Origin of the sequence: Maribacter ulvicola (genome assembly GCF_900155985.1) — a bacterium.
Lineage (GTDB): Bacteria > Bacteroidota > Bacteroidia > Flavobacteriales > Flavobacteriaceae > Maribacter > Maribacter ulvicola.
Genome location: NZ_FTMA01000001.1, coordinates 508,080 through 529,528, shown reverse-complemented (window position 1 = coordinate 529,528; position 21,449 = coordinate 508,080). Strand labels below are relative to the sequence as shown.

The window sequence follows — 21,449 nt, the reverse complement described above, 5'->3', positions numbered from 1 at the left end:
TTACGATGAACAGTCGCACAATTTAAGTTTTGTGCCCAGTTTTAAGTTATTACCACTAATACCGTTCCACTTTCGTAAATTTTCAATAGTTACCCCCGGATATTTTCTAGAAATCGTCCATAAAGAGTCTCCACTTCTTACTTCGTGAGTTTTAGAATTACTTGCAACCGCTGTTCTAGAAGGGGTTTTCTTAGGTTTTATGGAAGAACTAGCGTTTTTTTTTGGGTATATGGTTAAACGTTGACCAATGCGTAAATTATTGCTTCGCAAACCATTCCATTGTTTCAATTGGCTTACACGCACTCCGTAACGCTCAGCAATTTTACCAAGAAAATCACCATCTCTAACTTTATATCTAATACTATTAGCCTGCGCTTTCTTTTCTATTTCTGCAATTAGCCCTTCTTTTTCCTTCAACTCTTTTTCAACGTGAGCATAAATAGCCGCTTCATTAGCAACAAATTTTCCCATTTTATGCACAGGTAGCCTTAAGGCATGGGAGCGTCCTTTTATAAAAGGGATAACTTCTAATTTATAATGAGGGTTAAGCACCTTTAATTCTTCCTTGTCAATAGCTGTCAATTCTGAAATTTGGTCAAAAGTTATTAGGCTTTTTACATGAACAGTATCTGTTTCAAAATAGGCACGATCTGCCTTTTTTGATTTTAAACCATGTTCTTTTGCATATTCAAAAATATACATAGTAGCCTGAAAAGCTGGAACATAACCAGCAGTTTCCCTTGGCAGATTTCTTCTAATATTCCAATAATTACGTTGCCCACCACTTCTACGTATAGCTTTATTTACATTACCAGGACCAGAGTTATATGCTGCAAGCGCCAAATCCCAATCATCATATATTCTATGTAATCTATTGAGATAATCAGCTGCGGCGGCAGTTGATTTAATAGGATCACTACGCTCATCTACATAGCTATTAATATTTAGCTTCATTTCTTTACCGGTACCGTACATAAACTGCCAAAGACCTGTTGCCCCGACCCTGGAACGGGCTTTTGGATTTAATGCAGATTCTATAATAGACAAATATTTCATTTCTAATGGAATATTCTTATTATCAAACTCTTGTTCAAATAAAGGAAAGTAAAATTGGCTAAGGGTAAGCATACGCTCCATTAACCCTCTTTTTCTAGTAAGAAATGATTTAATAACACTTTCTAAAGACTTGTTATACTCAACATTGAAGGGTGTTTTTGCGTTCATTTTGGCTAAACGCATCTTCAATGTATCCGTAGGCAAGTCTAAAACGAATGTAGAAGCCGTATCTGGCCCTACCATAATTTCCTCATGCATCTCGTTGTATAGAGGTGCCGCTTCCACAAGTTCTTTCATCCATAGACTATCGAACTTGGCGGCCAATGCATTATCCTTAAGGTTATATGTTGATGATTCTGTTGGTTTAAATAGCGTTAAATCTTCTGATTTTAATTTCTGTATACTATTTAACTGACCTAACTGAGATCCATTGTTTAGTGAATCATTTACAACTATAGCATTGTCGGTCAAAGAATCTGTCACAGTTGCAACACGATCTTTTTGTTGAGCCGATCCTAAAACAGGAACCAAGCTTAATCCTAATAAACAAAAACAGTTATAGGCTACTTTCTTCATAATGGGGTAAAATATGTTAACGTAACAAACGAAAATCGTACATTTTTTAGTGAGAATAAAATAAATTCTCTTAAAATGTACAAATTTTCGTTAAATTCTGTACGTCTATCTCCCCTTGTTTAATCTAATATAGCGGCGATTCCTGGTAATGTTTTACCCTCTAAGCTTTCTAACATTGCACCACCACCTGTTGACACATAACTCACTTTACTTTCAAAGCCAAATTGTTTTACTGCGGCTACAGAATCTCCGCCACCAACTAATGAAAAAGAACCTGCTTTTGTAGCTTCTGCAATGTAATCACCAACGGCTATGGTACCAGCTGCAAATTTTTCCATTTCAAAAACGCCGATTGGTCCGTTCCAAAGAATAGTTTTAGAAGCTAAAATTACTTTTTTGAAGTTTTGCAAGGTATTTGGTCCGGCATCTAGTCCTTGCCAATCCTCTGGTATTTTGTCTACGTCTACTACTTGTGTATTTGCATTCGCATCAAAAGCATCTGCAGCAATAACATCTACCGGAATATGTACCCTGACATTCTTCTGTTTTGCCTTTTCAAGAATTTCCATGGCAAGTTCCATTTTATCGTCTTCACAGATAGAATCTCCTATTTTACCTCCTTGAGCTTTAATAAACGTATATGTCATACCTCCACCAATGATTAAATCATCAATTTTATCAAGTATGTTCTCGATAATTGTAATCTTAGAAGAAACTTTTGCTCCTCCAAGAATTGCTAAAACCGGCTTTTCACCAGTAGCCATTACTTTATCTATTGCTTCTATTTCTTTTGCCAACAAATAGCCAAAACACTTAGCCTCTGGAAAAAACTTAGCAATTACAGTGGTTGATGCATGTGCACGGTGAGCCGTACCAAAGGCATCATTAACATATATATCACCTAATTTAGAAAGTTGTTCCGCAAAAGCTTCGTCCCCTTTTTCTTCTTCACCATGAAATCTAAGGTTCTCCAATAATAGTACCTCTCCACTTTTCAATTCTGCCACTGCTTTTTCAGCTTCTTCACCAACACAGTCTCCAACAAACTTTACGGTAACTCCGATCACATCAGAAACGGCATCTACGATATGACCTAAAGAAAGATTTGCATTTCGCTCCCCTTTTGGACGTCCCAAATGACTCATAAGAACGGCGCTTCCTCCGTCTTCCAATACTTTTATTATTGTAGGCTTAGCTGCCTGTATTCTAGTGGTATCCGTAACTTCAAAGTTGTCATTTAACGGAACATTGAAGTCCACTCTAATTAACGCCTTTTTATCTTCAAAATTAAAGTCATTCAATACTTTCATGTAATATTCCTTTTGTTAGATAACAAATGTAAAGATTAAATGGCTTGTGATAAAGTGCTAAATAGGATAATTTACCGTCAATACCATTAAATTTGTTGTGCTTTAAACAACTATATTTGAATCTATGTTATTCAATGATATTTTAGGACTTTCTCATATTAAAAAACACTTGTCTTCTAGTGCCGATGCCGGTAGAATACCACATGCACAGTTATTTGTTGGTCCAGAAGGCTGTGGTCTTTTGCCTATGGCATTGGCTTATGCCCAATATATTATCTGTCAAAATACAAATGCAGAGAATAATGGAGGTAATGAAGCTTGTAATATAAAATTTAAGTCATTTGCCCACCCAGATGTTCATTTTGCATTTCCGGTTTCAAATTCTGACAAGGTAAAATCTCACGCCGTAAGTAACCACTACATGAAAGAATGGCGTGAGTTCATAACAGCACAACCCTACGGAAATCTTTTTGATTGGTATCGTCACATAGAAATTGAAAAGAAACAGGGGCAAATAGGTGTTGATGAAGCACAGGATATCGTAAAAAAATTATCCTTAAAATCTTATGAGGGCGGTTATAAGGTCATGCTAATTTGGATGGCGGAAAAGATGAATACTGCTGCTTCCAATAAATTATTAAAACTCATTGAAGAACCGCCAGATAAAACAATCTTTTTACTCCTTTGTGAAGACGAAGAGCAAATTATACAAACCATTAAGTCTAGATGTCAGGTTGTTCATTTTCCCCCACTGGCAGAAGATGCCATAGCAACCGCATTAAGCGAAAAAGGAGCTAGCAAGGCAGAAGCCATGCTTCTGGCTCATGAAGCAAATGGTAATTATAACAAGGCATTAGATCTTTTAAATAAGGATTCTGAAGATCTGGTTTTTGAAAATTGGTTTGTGCAATGGGTTCGTACAGCTTTTAAGGCAAAAGGCAATAAGGCTGCCATTCACGAATTGTTATTGTGGAGCGAAGAGGTTGCAAAAACTGGAAGAGAAACACAGAAGAACTTTCTAAGCTACTGTATTACCGTTATGAGACAGGCGTTAATGGTCAATTATGGTGCAGAAGAACTTGCTTATCTTAAAATACATGCAGAAGGTTTTCAATTGAAGAAATTTGCACCGTTTGTTCATGAAAACAACATTATAGACATCACCAAAGAGTTAGAAGATGCTATTTACCATGTAGAAAGAAATGGAAATTCTAAAATTATTTTTACGGATCTTTCAATTAAACTAACTAGGCTTCTTCATAGAAAAAAGTCTGAACTTAAATAAACCTCCATGAATACACTATTGAACAACGCTACTGAAATCTTATTGCTTTTATTTTTAATCATCACCTTTTTACAAAGCGGTTTGGATAAAATTACCGATTGGAACGGTAATATCTCTTGGCTAAAAGAACACTTTTCTAAAACCCCTTTTAAAAACATAGTTCCGCTATTGGTGGGTATTATTTTGGTTACCGAAGTTGTTGCCGGTTTATTAAGTGCAGTAGGGATATATCAGCTATTAAGTACCGGTGAAACTAATATTGCGCTATATGGGGCAGTTTTGTCTGCTATAACATTACTTATGCTATTGTTTGGACAGCGACTTGCCAAGGATTATGAAGGTGCTAAAACGATAGCCGTATACTTTATACCGACCATTCTTCTTGTGTTTCTACTTCAAGCTTAAGGAATAGAAAAATATTGAAAACAAAAAACCCTCCTAATAAGGAGGGTCTTGGAGGCATCGAGCGGATTCGAACCGCTGTACAAGCTTTTGCAGAGCTGTGCCTAGCCACTCGGCCACGATGCCATTTTTAGCGAGAGCAAAAATAAACAATATTCCTAATTTAAGCTGCATTAACCGCTAAGAATTTATATTTATTTAAGGTATGGTGGATTACTGAACAGATTCTCCCCGTTGTAAATGTAATGAGACCGTTACCTTTTCCACATCACCGTTTATTGGCGGATTGATCTTAGAAACGGAAACCATAGCTGTATCTACCGTTGGAAGCTCTATAAATATTCTATCTATTATTCTTTTGGCAACATGCTCTAACAGTTTAGAAGGGGTTGCCATTTCTTGCTTTACAATTCTATTGATATGAACATAATCAACAGTATCTTTTAATTCATCTGAAACTGAGGCGATCAATAAATTGGTATCTACAGAAACGTTGACCAAATAATCACTTCCAATATTGGTTTCTTGAGGCAAACACCCGTGGTGGGCATATGCTTTTATATTCTCTAATTGTACTTTTCCCATTATCTATTTTCTGGAGAGCAAATTTAATGAATCTCCAAATAGCATTAATACGTACAACGACAATTACTGATACCTTGAAATAGATCAACCCCTAAGGTGATTACATGCGTACCGGAACTATACCCAAGAAGTTCGTTAAGAATTACTTGATAAGAATATCCGAAGTAAAAATTACTTTTCTTTAAACCTGCAATAGGAGCTATATACAGCGGATTACCAATTTGATCGTTCAAGAAACGATAGTTGACACCTGCATAGAAGTAATCTTCAAAATCGTAAAATCTGAATTTCAGGTTTAAATCTGTAACAGATCGCCCGTCACTCTCAAACAATTGAAACAACACAGAAGGTTCGATCTCCATCTTACTGGTTCTTTTCTTCATATACCTATAACCCGTATATACGTAATAGTTTCTTAGTCTATTAGGCTCATATAAGGCGTTAAAGTTACTTAAGTCTTTATCTAGGACATTAGATGCGTTTATACTAAAATAAAACTTGTCATACCTGTATAAGGCACCAATATCAAAGTTATGGTTGGTAGTAGCTTTATCACCTACATAAGCAGGATCGGCTACTAAATCAGGGTTTGTGTTATCAATTCTAAACTGGTTAAAATTATAAGAGATCCCAAAGGATAAAAACTCATCATCATAACGATCTAAAGTTAAATGGTGGGCAAATGAAAATCTAGCTCCTTGTTGCTTTGTTTCTCCATTACTGTCATTATATAATAACATACCAATACCGGATTTTTCACCTATTCGCATATCTGCTGCAAGAGATTGGGTATCGGGTGCATCTTTAATACCTACCCATTGTGTAAGACCATTAAGTCTTATTTTAACATGATCACCGATACCAGCGTATGTTGGGGACATAACAAAGGGGTTATCGGCAAGATATTGAGATAATTGAGGTATTGTAAGTTCCTGACCTTTTAAGGAAAATATGCTTATAAATAATACTAGGGTCAATAGACTGTTCCGCATCATCATTTTAGGTTAAGTTTTTAACGGTATAAAGTAAAGTGTCCAACAAATTCTCTTTCATCTCGATCGCCGTTCAGCTTCACTACATACCAGTAGTCTCCGGTTGGCAATTCGTTGTCCAAGTATGTTCCGTCCCATCCTTCAGAATCAACGGATTGTTCGGAAACCACTCTACCATAACGATCAAATATTTTTATTAGTATTTCTGGGTATTGTTCAATATTTCTAGGTATCCATAAATCGTTTTTTCCATCACCGTCAGGGGTAAAGAAATCAGGCACTTCAATGTCTATGAACTCCATAAATATGTTTGCAATGGTAGAGCATCCGTTCTCATCAACAACACGTACTTCATAAGTATCTGTTCTAGAAATATAGAAAGTGTTGTCATCTCCATTATCAATTCCATCAAAATAATACGTATAATCTTTTCTACCACCTGCTACAATTGCAGTTATCTCGTTCATGTTATTTTGCTCTAAAGCGAGGGTCAATGGTTGAAAATCTTCTATAACGAAGTCCACAGTCTGTAAACATCCATTAGAATGCACAATAGTAATATAATGGTTACCCGGAGCCGTATTTCTAAAATCAGGATTCAATTGCAAATCGGACGGATCAACAGAATCAATGGCATAGAGTACATCACCTATAACAGTATCGTCATCTAGGGTAATGTTCACGAAATTATCTGGTGTATCGGTTGAACATTCATATACAGGCACCACGGTAGCATTAAGGTTTACCCCAGTTTCAATATCCACTACAATATTGGTTTCACAACCGTTAGCATCCTTGATCATGATTAAATAATTTCCTGCGGCCATATTCAAGAATTCCCTTCTGTTCAATACAAAGTCTGCGTCATCATTAGAGTTCAATGCTGTACTGTATGGCGCTGTTCCTCCGGTAATATCTAGAATTATAGTTCCGTCTTGACTATCCACGCAAATTTCAGGCGTAGTTTCTGCCGTCACCGCTAAGTTTGCCGGTTCAGAGATGGTATACGTTAAGTATTCAAAACAACCATTTTGATCTTGTGCAATAATCGTATAGTCACCAGGAGCCAATTCCGTAAACGTATTTTCATCATAGAACTGATTTAGGTTAGGAGAAATTGCATATTGATAACCACCTGCACCACCAGAAAGTGTAACCGTAATCTCACCATTATTTTCACCTGCACACGTAATATCTATTACGCTTTCAGTATATGACAATGGTGTTGGTTCAATAATTATGACCTCTTCAGGTGCTGTGGTACAATCATCACTAATTACAGTTACATAATATATACCTGCACCTAAATCTCTAAATACACCTTGCGGTTGAGGACCGGCAATTCTAGAAGTTACGCTTAAAGAACTATCTGTAAACAGTTCATACTGGTAGTTTCCTAATCCGCCATCAGCCGTCGCATAAATGATTGCAGTACTTTCGCCAGTACAGTTAAGTACCGCTGCCGTAGTATCCACGGTCAATTCTAAGGGTGGAATTTCACTTTCGGTTATAGCATTAGATATTGCAGATTCACAACCGTTGATCGCATCACGAACATAAAATTGGTATCTACCCGCTAAATACGTACCTGTTTCTGGCAAGTAAACTACGTTGCCGGTCATTGGTAAGAAATTAATGCTATCCACACTATATTCATAAGTTCCACTACCACCTGTTGCCGTAAGCTCAAACTCTGCGCCGTCTACACATGTTAATGCATCTGTTCTAATTAAACTAGCCTGTACTTCAGTTGGCTCTCTTACCTCAACGGTATTTGTTGTGGTATCACAGTTCCAACCATCAACAACGGTAATACTGTAGAAACCTGCACCTAAATCATTGAAATTAGGATTCGTTTGTACCCCCGTAGTAGTGGTTATCGTAGTACCGGTTTCATCATAATAATTCAACTGATAGCTATACGTACCGCTACCGCCACCGGTTACATTTGCGGTAACCACAGCTCCCGTATCACCGTAACAAGCCAAATCTGTTACAAGCGGAGTAGCATTTGCCACAATTGGAGCAGCAGGGGACAATGTTTCCGTATAGTGAACTATACATCCGGCATCATCGGTAATGCTTACTGTATAATCACCAGCGGCTAAATCAGTAAATATTCCCTCATTAACATCATCCATTGTATATTCATCACCAGTGGTAGTGTTTGTTACTACCAAATCATAAGGCTTATATCCGCCTTCAACGGCAACTCTAATAACACCTTGGTCATCTGTACATGTTACTTCCGCTAAAGGAGTAACCACTGCGCTTAATGCAATGTCTGGTGAAATTATAGTCACACTGTTCGTATCTTCAGAACAGAAAGGAACATCGGTTTCTGTAATGGTAACATAGTAATTACCACCAGATAACCCTGATATAACTCTTGGGTTAATACTAGTATTTGATGCTGTTGCAGGAATAACAGATATACCCGCTATATTGAACACCTCATACGTATAATTACCGGTATAGCCATCAATATCAATTTCCAGGCTACCGTTTGCATCACCAAAACACGTAACCTCTGAAACTGGTGTAGCCGTCGCCGTGATAAAATCGAACGGGGCAACCGTGTAGCTTGCTGTGTTTACATAACAACCCGTATCTAAATCTGTAACTCTAAACACATAGGAGCCTACAGTATTTAAATTGTAAGTTGCAGAAGTTGGCGTATCGCTAACGAATGTAGCTGCTGCATTACCAATTGGTAACAGCTCATAACCGTAGTTATGTGCCAAACCATTATCCACAACCGTAATTGTTATTGTCTCATCGTTTGTACATGAAATTGCAACATCTTGAGCTACTGTAGCCGTAAATGTATTTATTGGTTGAATTGTAGCAGTCGTAGGTGTAGTACAGCCATTGGCATCTTTTACATATACATCTATGGTTTGTACAGTTCCAGTATCAGTAACATTGAATGTATTTGACGCTTGGAAAATACTATTATCAATACTGTATAAGTAGGGTGGGGTACCTGCACCAGCAGTTGCCGTTATCGTTGCGGTGTTAACACTGTTATCTGCCGCACAACTAAATTCTGATGCCGTTGCAGTAATCGTTAAAGCTGTTGGTTCTGTGATTGTCTCGTTTTTAACGCCATCACAACCTCTACTAGAAATTACGCGTATTTGATATTCTCCTGCCGCTAAACCTGTAAACAATGGAGCATCTTGAGCCGGAACAATTGGATTAACCAAATCAGCAATATCATATAATTCATATTGATAAATAGGGTTATCGGCTGTAGCTGGGTCAATATTAGCCCTAATACTACCATTAGTGCCCCCAAAGCAACTTACGTTTATAATAGTTGCATCTAATAATACCGGAGCTACCGGTGCATCTAATGTCTGGGTCGTTTCTCTTCTACAAACAGGGTTTGTTGTATCTAAGTCTCTAACCTCAAAAGTGTATGTTCCTGCCTCGATCAAGTTGGTAAATACACCTGTTGTCTGAGTAAGCACACTACCTGATGGAGTTGTCATTTCAAACTCAAGGTTTGTTGAACCGCCATTAACATTAACGGTGATTTCCCCGCCTGGAGTTACCGTACAATCTATAGGCTTGTCCACTGTCGTAGAAATATTCATTTGCTCATAAAGCACCACAGCATTAGTAATAAATGGACATCCCCATTGGTCTATAATACTTACATCATAACTACCAGCACCAAGACCTGTGAATACTCTCGTGTTTTGTGGTGCACGGAAATCAGTACCGTTTAATCTCAACTGATAGGTATAGTTACTTCCTTGTCCGCCAGTAGGCATACTAACTTCAATTTCTCCTTGTAAGTTTGTACAGTTCTCTATGTTTACTTCTAATATTGCCGCTATCGGGTCTGGAACATCAAGTACAATATTATCTTGAATTAATTTCTCACAACCTTCAGCGTCACGAGCCCAAGCTTGGTAAGTTCCAGCTGTAAGTGAATCGAAAGTAGCACCTGCCACGAAATCTACAGTTGCAGGAACACCTACACCTACATAGTATGTATAGCCACCCCAACCACCGACAACATCGATAATTGTAATTGAACCATCATCACCAGGGTTACAAGTAATTTCAGTTACAACGGTATCACCACTGATATCAGCTGTTGGTCCGTTTATAGTGAATGCTTCTGTATTTGTACAGAATGGGTTATTGTCTTGTCTTATTGAAACATAATAACTACCGGCTTCTAAACTGATGTCTGCTGTAGGACCATTTGTAGTTGCTTCTGTACCAGAGATAACAATAGTATCGTCGCCAGTATTTGCTAACGTACCTTCAGTGTCATAAATAGTCCACGTAAATCCGCCAGGGTATGTAGCATCAACTAATGCAAAATTCACAGCCCCTGTTGCGGTGCCATAACAAATAACATCACTTGTTTTTACCACATTTATGGTAAATGTATTTGGCTCTACGAGAGTTTGTGTTGCAGAAACAATACAACCTGTATCTAAATGCTTCACAAGAATCGTATACGATCCTACGGACAACCCGCCGAAAATGTTGGATGTTTGGTAGTTTACGCCATTATCAATACTATATTCAAACTTAGTAGCATCACTTAAGGTTGAAGTTACAACTACTGTCAATTCTCCATCACTAATTGGATTACAAGTAACTGTATTGGTCACATTGGCAACTGCATCGGTAATCTCATCAAAAGGAAGTATTGTTGCGGTTGTGCTACCAACACAGCCTTTATCGTCATAAACATTGATAGTATAAACTCCACCAGCACTATCAGTTTCGGTATACACAAGATTGGATCCTGACTGAACAACGACTGGCGCCTCTACCGTAACGGTATTGGGGTCGTCCTCTTCAATAAATTCATACCTAACATAGTTACCAGAACCTCCGTTTATAAGGGTATCATCAATAGTAATAGAAGCATTATTATCATTGTTACCAATAGCGCACATAAACTCTATTACCGATACATTTATAGTATTAATGGTGTCTGGTTCAGAAATGATCTGGGTGATGTCCTCAAAACAACCATTAGCTGCAGTTGCCCTGATAGTATATGTAATTCCAGTTGTTACTGCACCCTCCAAGCCGTTAAACGTAGCCCGTGTAGCGGTAGACGATGTTGCCGCAATTGGAAAGGTTGCACTACTTCCCGGTCCTGAAATAATTTCAAAAGTGAAGGGGCTTATACCATTATCTATGGCAGATACCGTTATAGTTCCATCATCAGCATCATTACAAGTAGCATCCACATAAGCATCAATGGCTATTACTGGCCTTACGGCCGGTGGTACTGTTATGGTAAACTCTCTCTTACATTCTGGCAATGAAGTATCATTGTCATATATAGTAATGACATAATCTTCTGGCACTAAGGTATTATAGATATATGGGTTACTTGGCAGATTAGTCCTTGTCACTACCGTTCCCAATCCATTAGAAATCTCATAATCATAATTACCAGATCCAAAATTCACATCAATCGTAATCTGTGCATCCGGTAAAATGGAACAATCCAATAATTTAGTAAGACTAACATCGGCCTCTAAAACAGGATGAACATCTACCGTATCGGTATCTGTACACCCATTTCCATCAATAATAGATACATCATAACTGTCTGGGACTATATTGTTAAATATGCCTCCATTATCCAAGTAATTAGAGCCTCCATCAATAGAATATAAATATGATCCCGTTCCACCAGAAGCATTTACCGTCAAACTCAGTGGAGTTGCACAATTTGAAATTGAAATACTATCAATTGACGGGCTTTGAGAAATAGTCATTGAAACGGTCTGGGTTACTACCGTACAACCATACTGGTCCGTTACATCAATATTTACATTAAATGGAGTTGCCGTAACATCTATTACATTAGACATAGGAACATCTATGGAGCTCAACGTTGTTACTATGTTTGCTGAGAAATTACTACTACTAAGTGTGTAAGTATACGTTCCACCGCCGCCTTGAATGTTCTGAATCTGTATTACTCCATCATTGGCACAAGTAATATCTCTTATAACCGCAGGTATGTACGTTATTGGATCTAGTTCTCTAACACGAATATTTTCACCCCCAATAATACAATTGTTGGGAACCGAACCTCTTATTTCCACAAAATAATCGCCTACTGGTAAATTTGCGGGCGTAGGTACTACAAAACTATCCCCAGAAGTAAATGAAGTTATGGTACCCGAATCTACAAGTGTTGGTGGCAAAGAAGGTTCTAATCTATAAAAATCCCAATCAAAAGAACCTCCTAGTTCCCCTAACGTATTTTCTGTAACAGTGTAAGTAATTTGCCCATTGTTAAGGCCGTCACATGTTGGGGTTACCAAGGCGTCTATCTGAACTGGCGGGGGCACAATATCATTTACATTAACACTACTTTGTCTTAAACAAGGACTACTGTCACGCACGTAAAAAACATAAGTACGTCCGGGAATTAACCCCGAATACACATGATTTCCCGGTGTCTGGGCCGTCCATACAGCGGTAGAAGGATCAAAATTTGCTGGATCATCAGAGTATGTATATTGGTATGGTGCTAAACCTTCCGTTCCTTGCACGGTAACCTCAAGATCACTACAGCTAATAAGATTGGCGGTAAGTTCTATATTAAGATCATCTAACGGGTAGGGTATGGTCAATCTTGGCAGATCAATACGACAATTAGTACCAACAACCCTAATTGCAGGGTCTATCTCTGTACCAGAAGCATAAGACACACCTACGAACGCATCTCCAAGCTGCCATGTTAATCCTCCATTTGCACTAAATTCCAAAGGCCCTAAAGTAGCCGGGTAGTCAATAAACTTGAAGCCGTACTGGTTTGGGTCAGGGTCACATCCAGAAGGTAAAACAGGTTCAGTATCTGCTGTTAATTCATCAGGATTGGCAATGTTTATGGGGCTATCAGAAACCAAACAACCATCCACGTCTCTTACATTAATGGTATAATTTCCTGGTGAAAGATTGTAAAATATAGTTGTTGAGGTTACCACATTTGTCAAAGTCTGATTTGATGCACCACCATTGTCTAAATCGATAATTTCAATGGTAAACGGATTATCACCCGAAGTGACATTAACCTCAATAATCCCAAAACCATCATGACAGTCTGGATTTGTTGCCGTTATTGTATATGTTAATGCTAAAGCTGGATCCACTTCTACTGTTTCAATATATTCACAGAAAGGCGTAACAGCGCCATTATCTCTTACATATACATCATAAATTCCTTCATTGCCCGGCGTTACCACGTATGAATTTGATAATCCAAACAAGCCAGTAGGATCGTTGGTCGCTGGCACAAAGGCATATTCATAATTACCATCACCACCTGTAGCCGTTACCGTTATAGAACCATCTGCACAGTTACTTAAATCTACGACATCTATTAAAGCTTGTAGTTGTGGCTCAATGGTTATGCTTTGTTGAGCAGAATTACAGCCATAACCATCCTTTACATCTATCGTATAAGTTCCGTTTGCAAGATTAGCAAAGGTATAGGTTATTGCATTGCTTGGCGTTGGTGTAAGCCAAGGTCCTGAATTAATTCTAAATTGGTAATCTCCATTTCCTGCAGTTACATCTACAACAATAGATGCATCATTATTACCGCTATAGCAAGTGGTTTCCTGTAAGGTAAAAGCCGGTGTTTCTGGAGCTGTAATTACAATTGGCGTATCTCTTAAATCTGAACAGCCATTTGTATCTCTAGCACGAACATTGTATGTGCCAGCTGTTAACCCACTAAATATTGTTCCCGTTTGGTAAGCCGTTATAATTGCACCACCATTATCTTCTAATTGATACTCATATCCTGGGGTGCCGCCATTGGCACTAGCGGTAATTTCTGCACCACCATTATTACAGGTATACTCTTGTGTGAGGCTTGCACTAACAACTACTGGCGTTGGTTCGTTAATAGTATGGTCAAAAAATGTAGTACAACCCGGTAAAGCACTGGCCGCATCCCTAACATACACCCTATAACTACCTGCTGAAAGACCTGATATTGTTTGAGGTGAAACTGTGGTACTTCCTAAGACACTAGCAAAATTATCTAAGCTATATTCAAATCCGCTTGCACCATAATTATCAACTTCAAACGTGATTGAGCCAGAGTTGTCCCCGTTACAATCCAAATCTTTAGAAGAAATCAGTGCCGCTTCAAAAGCATTCCCAGCTTCAACCGTTACATCCAAGGAAACAGTTTGTGAACATTGTTCTGGACTTTGAAAAGCTTTGATATTATCAATGGCAACATCATTGCCACTTGTACCAGTAGCAATAGTTCTAATTACAATATCAATTGTACTATTTGTACCAGGATCTAATGGTGGAATACTTATATTTCTCCAATCATTTACACCTGTATTCTCATCAATAAGTCCTGTAGTACCACTATCAATTACATTACCAGAAGAATCAACAATCTCTACTAAAATATTAGGCCTGATCAATCCAGATCCTTGTCTTACTAAGTTGATTACATCCAAATCTACCTCAACATCTCTATTAGGTATTATTTCAATATTGGTTTTACTATAAACAATGGTGTTTACACCGGGATTTCCAACATTAACCGCTAAATATCTACCGTTAGGATTACCTGAATTATCTACGGGACTTACCCATGAACCAAAAGGAGCAACAATAGAACTGGTTACACTATACTCTAAATCATTAATATAAAAATTAGTATCCGAACAGGTACCAAAAGAGGCATCTTGAGATTCATAACAGTAGTATGCAGTATCAATCTGAGGAATAGAGACGTTTGGACCAACACCAAAATCCTCTCTTAACAACTCACTTTTTGCAGGTGGTATACTACTAATATAATCTATGGTAATTGTATGTGTGCCTACTGGTACGTTCGTAAACACATTAGAATTGACAGGTGAGTTTGCCGTGCCGTTTAAACTATAAGTATAATCTAAACTAGGATTATCTGTAGCTATGGTTACTATACCCGTTCCGTCACAAGAATAATCAACCTCAGGTGTCAATACCACATTTGGTGGGGTAGGGGCTTGCATTATAGTAACGTCCATTGGGTAGGTACAATTATTTGCATCTTGAATATAAACCGTATGCGACCCTGCTAATAAATATCCTATTGCACTGGTATCATATGTACTACCACCATCAAAACTATAGGTATAAGGTGCCGTTCCTCCTTGTGCATTTGTTATTCTAACCTCAGCTCCATCAGTAGGATTACACTCTATTAAATGTGTTACGGCGGCAGATGCAGAAAGTGTAAAAGGCTCCGATATGGTATATGCTTGGCCTACCTCACAATTATTAACATCTCTTACAAGAATGTTATAGGTACCTGCACCAAGATTATTAAATATATTTTGAGATTGATAAGAAGTACCATTGTTGATGCTGTACTTAAATGGTGCCTCACCACCAGAAGCAACTATCGTTAAAATAGCTTGGTTCTCACCACTACAAAGTATATCTGTATTAGAAATAGATAATGCTAATGGGTCATCTTGGTCTATTGTAATCTCATATGAAGATTCACAGAAATCTGTAGTACCATTATTATCTCTAACATATACATCATAAACACCTGTACCAGTAATCGACACAGTAGTATTAGGGTCAAAGTCACCTACATTTGGGGTAGCTCCGTCAGCAACTACCGCGTACACATAATTACCATCTCCGCCAGCTGCGGAAATATTTATATCGGTATCGGTTCCACATGCGGTAATATTACTTGCACTCGCACTTACCGTCAATGCAGGGTCTATAGTAATACTATCAGTGTCTATACAATTGTTTCCATCTCTAACATCTATAGTATACGTTCCTGCAGACAAATCTGAGAAAACATTACTACTACTAAAAGTACCACCGTTCAAGCTATATTCATAAGAGCCGTCACCACCAGAAGATACACTTGCGGTTAAGGTTAGTAATACAGCATCATCAAAACAATATTGATTAGGTGTTATTTCTAATATTGGTGGCTCTGCTGAATCTATGTTAAAAGTAAAAGGAATGCTACAATTGTTTGCATCTGTAATTGTACCGTTATAAGTTCCTGACTGTGTTAAACCTGTAAAAGAACCTGTAGAATTAGAACCAAAAACCGAGTTATCTGGATTATTCAATGCATAAATATAACTTCCCCATCCGCCTGTGGCAAGAACACTTACACTGCCTTCATTAATTATACAGGTAGGTTGTATTTCGGTTAAATTTGAAATGGTCATAGCTGAAGCTGGACCTTCTACTTCATGAGTTGCGGTATATGTACAATTGGTATCTGTATCTACAATAGCAATAGTATAAATACCGGCCGCTAAATTATCAATATTATCAATTAAAGCTACAGTACTACCAGTTCTTTCAACTCCTGAAGGACCAGTAATTGAATACGTAAAGTTTTGACCTACTTGGAAGTTTACATTAAAACGGATGACTCCGTCCGCAGCACCAAAGCAACTAATTGGTTGTGTCGTTTGTCCACTGGCAGATATTGGGTTAATGGCATTTATCGTATAATTTTCATCATAAAAACAACCATCGGTATCGGTTACCCTTACTGTGTACGTATCAGGAATTAAATCATTAAAAGCAGCTTCGTTTCCAGTTGTGCCCGTTGGTGCAATTGCAGAAGGCGCAATTATTGAATAAGTGTATGGCGCTGTTCCGTTGATAGCATTCACCGTTAAGTTCGATGTTCCGGTAGGACAGGTGATTTGAGACGCTGTTATCGTCAAATCCGTTGGTGGATTTGGTCTGTCGATTATTATTTGGTTTGTAGCAAAAGTACAATTGTTAGCATCTCTTATAGTAATGGTATAAGAACCATCTGTTAGGTTTTCAAAACGGTTTGCATTTGCCGTTGTATCCGGAATAAAGTTAATTCCATCTATACTGTAAGCAAAAGGTGCAGTACCACCAACTACATTTTGCGCCTCAATAATACCCTCTTGTAAACACGTATAATCTTGAACCAAAATAGCGTCTCCACTAATAGCGGCCGTTGGTGCATCTATAGTAAATGTTTCTTCTGATATACAAACAGCGGTACCTATTGTTTGGGTGATTTCTACCCTATAATTACCTATAGCAAGGTTTGGAAAATTACCAGTGCTATTGTCTGCCAATGGCTGGTCTGTGTCATCGAACAAAGCAAATGATAGGGCGTACCCGTTTGCGTTGGCGATATTATATTGAATGCGACCAGAAGCTTCTCCAAAACAAAGCACATCTACAACTGTTATTGGATCAAAATCTGCAGTAGGGTGATATTCTATCGTCACCGTGTTAGATTCTACATAACAACCTCTATCATCTAAAACCAAAAACGTATAATCTCCCGCACCAGAAATATTAAAGGTATTGTTACTTCGAAAATTAGTAGCCGGGATATCTGCAAAATCAGGATATGATATTACTGTATTACCACCTTCATCAACATAGGACCAAATGGCATAGGTATAATCTGGGTTTCCGCCTGTAGCATCCATCAAAATAACACCATCTTCACAAGTGATATGTTGCGTTACGCTTGCTGTTAATTCTAAATCATTTTCGTCTAAAACGGTAACTTCTTCATTATAGGTACAACCATCATCTGTAGAAAAATAAGCGATATAGTTTCCTGCACTTACATCTGTAAAAGTGTAGTTATTATCTCCATGGCCATTTTGACTATCTACTAAGGTTCCCAATCCACTATTGGTTCCATCATTTCTTCTTAACTCAAATGCATAAGATGGATCTGCATTTGAAATTTGAAGGTTAACCGTACCTAAATTAAAACAAGTTTCTGGAGTAACATTTACCTCATAACTTATTGTTCTTTCACGAATACTAATAGCTTCTGTGGAGTAAACACAGGCATCTATAATGGGGTCGCCATTAGTATCTACAGGAGTATATTCAATTCTATAAGAACCCCCTTCGCCAGGTGCAAAATCGAAACTAGCACCATTATTGGCACTAAAAGGAATAAGAATATTATTAGTTAATGTTTCCACCAATTGAAATGCATAACCATTGCCTGCCGGTATAGTAATATTACCATTGGTATTACATAAAATATCTCGTTTTGTTGGCGCTCCAAAATCTACCGTATTTTGATATCCTTTGAAATAAAAACGACTGATACAACCGTTATTATATATAACTGACAACCTATATTCACCTGGCGCACTTAAGGTATAGTTGCTACCTGTGCCCACTTCTGACCATGTACACGTGAGGGCTCTGTTGGCACAATCTTCACCTGGCTCTGCATTTTCACCACAGCTTCCTTCATCCAACAATTCCCAAGAAACACTTTGTGCATCAACTATATTAACCGTAAGTGGTTGAGAATCGTTAATACCACATAAAAAGATTTTTGGAAGTTCGGTACCATCTACGCAATGGGCTATTTCACCGGGTATATCATTATTTGGGTCCGTATCGCTATTTACTTCATTAAAATATTCCGTTATCGGATTCGGTGATGATCCAGAACCAAACGGTACCACGGTTATAATTTCTTTAAACCCTTTACAAGGATCTGCAACTATTTTATCCACGATATACGTACCCACTTCAGAAACCGTAAGTGTACTGGGGTCATTGTCTGGGTCACCATCATGAATTTCAATATCTATGGCAATATCAAGTTCACCGTTATTATCCGTATCACGATACCACACGTAAGAATCAAATCCCTTACCCGCATTTAATTCCGTATCTAAACCACAAAGCTCTGTTGTCCTTTCAAAATTACAAGCAGCAAGATCATCTAAAAGGAAGTTGGTGGCGCCTGGCACAGTAAAACCACAAGCTGTAAAATCAGAAACACTAGGGTCCTCGGTAACCACTGCGGTATTTTGCACGCCCGAATATGTACCATATGCTAAATTTTCAATTTTATCTGAACAGGCATCAATAAAATCAAAACAATCTTCTGCCACTTGTACCGTAAAAAATATAGAATAGTCTCCATCATCTTGATTTACAAAAACATCTGGAACATTAAAAATAATCTCCCTTGTTGCCGGATCGTAGGTATATGTAATTTCATGACAAGTTCTTGGAATACCTTCACATATAGGTGCTGGAAATGAAAAATCTGAAGCATTGAAAAAACTACGATTACCCTGTGGTCCAACATTGACAGGTAAAATATCTTTTATAGTATACCCCGTGCCATCATCATTCCCTATATTTTCAAAATTAAGTTCATAGTCTATAATTTGACCTAGGTTTACACCTTGTCCGGTAATGATTCCGCTATCATCATTACGGTCACTACCATGCCTTCTTACAACTTTCTTTAAAACAATATTTGGTGCAATGATATCAACGTCAAAAGAAGCAAAGAAGATATCATACTTGTCTTGACCAGAGCTAGCTCTTAAGGTAGCACTAGTAGCACCATTTGGTATTACCGTATTACTAGTACCGCCATTATCTATTCTAAAATAATCTACATCCCAACCAAGGGTGTTTACACTATTTGGGACTCTATCCGTAAACTGTGCATCATTAATAGTAATACTAGAATTGAAAAAATTATTTAATTCACCACGATCATTATCTAATGTGCTAAAAGTTCCGTTAGCATTTATTTGTAACGCATCTCGTAAAATACCGTTATCTCCTTCTAAAGCGGCAACACCCATATTTGCCTGTACGGGAAATGGCGCTGGCAAAGTGGTAAAACCATTTACTGGAATATCAACACGTTCGCCAGATGCAATACCTGCATAGCCATCAAACGTGGTAATAAATTTGTCCCCAGGTAAGTTTGGGTCTTCATAAACCACAACCATTTTCCATCCTCCAGAGACCCCTCCCTGTATAGCGTTTCCAGTATCCGCACGTACGTTGGCAACAACGTATTCCCCATTTGGGTTAGGCAAAGCAGCAACCATAGAGGTTACATCCTTGTAATAAACATAAGGAGAATAATATCCAAAATCCGAATCTCCAAAACCATCATAAATTTCCTCGGCATTGGTAATATCTTGATAAGCGCCGCCCGGTAATTTAAATTTAATATCATCAATGTTACTCCTGTCGGCATTTGTATATACTGCTGACCAATACAAGCCTGCATATCTAACCAATGCACATTCAATATTAGGTATTGTAAGGGTAGCACTACTTGAGCTGAACGTAGATGTATCTCCATCTATATCAATATAATTCATGTCAAATGAATCATTTGAAGTTGATGAATTACCAATATCATTATAAGGTACATTTGGTGAAATGCTAGGTGTGGTAACCCACTCTAATTCCCACCAGCCATTTCTAAGTACCCATTCCCAACCCTCTGTTGCGGGAGTCTGCCTATTCACAATATTGTTCGCAATAAAGGTTAGTTCTCCTCGAATATCAGCTTCGTACCGTACATCAAAATCATTTTTGACTTGAGAAACCACAGATTGTACACCTAATGCGCAAACTAAAATGAACAATACACATTTAGAGTAAGGTTTTCGCTTAACAAAAATGTATTTGATAAAATCTAAAAAATTAGTAGGTTCGGTCATGTTCTAATGTTGTTGAATCTTTCACTTTATTCCATATGAATTTCGCATCGTTGCACACGAAATTCTCCTATAACAAATATTAACTATACTATTTACCTAAAGAATTTAATGTTGTAGTATCGATCCTTTCTGTTGTGAAATTGCAAATAGGTTGGGTTTGAGTTTTAGATAAATGAATGTATTTTAACAAAAAAGCAGACAATCCTACTATTTTGCTATTTTAATCTTTTCAATACCATGTAAAAGCATCGTTTTAAAAGTTTAAAAATCTCCCTAAAAAGTATTTGATTTTTAAAGAGCATATTTTATAAAAAGAAAGCGTTATACACCTCATGAAAAAGGATTCTTCTGTATTGTAATCCTTATATAAAAAAATTGTTATGATGTTTGAAATAAACATTCAAAACCCATTAGATTATGATTTCATATCTACAAAAATGAAATTTACCACAAGCATATTAATAACAACAATGAAATTGGTTTTGTCTTAAAATTAAAGTTCTTAAAAGGTGTAATTAGGACTTGTAATGTTTGTAATCTTAGACCAGTAAAATTAACGCTAATAGTCCCTTGTCGTTTTTAAGGTTCTATTAGCTTTTCTAAAGAACAAATGACTATTTGTTTAGGTTGTCCTATAATTCTGTGTTTTAACAGTCTTAATGGCATTAGAAAAGGCAAAAGCAGCGAAATGGTACTCCACTTTACCAAAGAAAGAAAGCAA

The 21,449-nt window shown here is 37.6% G+C and carries 7 protein-coding genes and 1 tRNA gene; 2 read left to right on the top strand and 6 right to left on the bottom strand.

The window, feature by feature from the left end; translation table 11 throughout:
• Together BW936_RS02260 and BW936_RS02255 are read right to left on the bottom strand one after the other, a co-directional pair.
• Complete coding sequence (locus BW936_RS02260; protein ID WP_084181958.1) at positions 1–1,632, bottom strand: LysM peptidoglycan-binding domain-containing protein; 1,632 nt, start codon at positions 1,630–1,632, stop codon at positions 1–3.
• Between the two features lie 119 nt (positions 1,633–1,751).
• Positions 1,752–2,942 (bottom strand): phosphoglycerate kinase, encoded by a 1,191-nt coding sequence (locus BW936_RS02255; protein WP_076546692.1) that lies wholly within the window; start codon positions 2,940–2,942, stop codon positions 1,752–1,754.
• Positions 2,943–3,066: 124 nt separating this feature from the next.
• On the opposite strand from BW936_RS02255, the gene BW936_RS02250 reads away from it, so the two are divergent.
• Both BW936_RS02250 and BW936_RS02245 read left to right on the top strand, forming a co-directional pair.
• The gene (locus tag BW936_RS02250) at positions 3,067–4,227 is read left to right on the top strand and encodes a DNA polymerase III subunit (RefSeq protein WP_076546691.1); all 1,161 of its coding nucleotides are present in this window, start codon (positions 3,067–3,069) and stop codon (positions 4,225–4,227) included.
• Between the two features lie 6 nt (positions 4,228–4,233).
• Positions 4,234–4,632: a DoxX family membrane protein gene (locus tag BW936_RS02245; RefSeq protein ID WP_076546690.1), complete on the top strand. Its 399-nt coding sequence runs from the start codon at positions 4,234–4,236 to the stop codon at positions 4,630–4,632.
• A 49-nt stretch (positions 4,633–4,681) separates the two neighbouring features.
• On the opposite strand, the gene BW936_RS02240 is transcribed toward BW936_RS02245, so the two are convergent.
• The 4 genes from BW936_RS02240 to BW936_RS02225 all read right to left on the bottom strand — a co-directional run bounded on the left by BW936_RS02240 (position 4,682) and on the right by BW936_RS02225 (position 20,728).
• Positions 4,682–4,755 (bottom strand) — tRNA-Cys (locus BW936_RS02240).
• A gap of 87 nt (positions 4,756–4,842) precedes the next feature.
• The gene (folB, locus tag BW936_RS02235; protein ID WP_076546689.1) at positions 4,843–5,214 is read right to left on the bottom strand and encodes a dihydroneopterin aldolase; all 372 of its coding nucleotides are present in this window, start codon (positions 5,212–5,214) and stop codon (positions 4,843–4,845) included.
• A gap of 44 nt (positions 5,215–5,258) precedes the next feature.
• A complete protein-coding gene (locus tag BW936_RS02230) occupies positions 5,259–6,209 on the bottom strand; it encodes a PorP/SprF family type IX secretion system membrane protein (protein ID WP_449405327.1) in 951 nt (316 codons plus the stop codon).
• Positions 6,210–6,226: 17 nt separating this feature from the next.
• The gene (locus BW936_RS02225) at positions 6,227–20,728 is read right to left on the bottom strand and encodes a T9SS type B sorting domain-containing protein (protein ID WP_076546688.1); all 14,502 of its coding nucleotides are present in this window, start codon (positions 20,726–20,728) and stop codon (positions 6,227–6,229) included.
• Positions 20,729–21,449 lie beyond the last annotated feature (721 nt).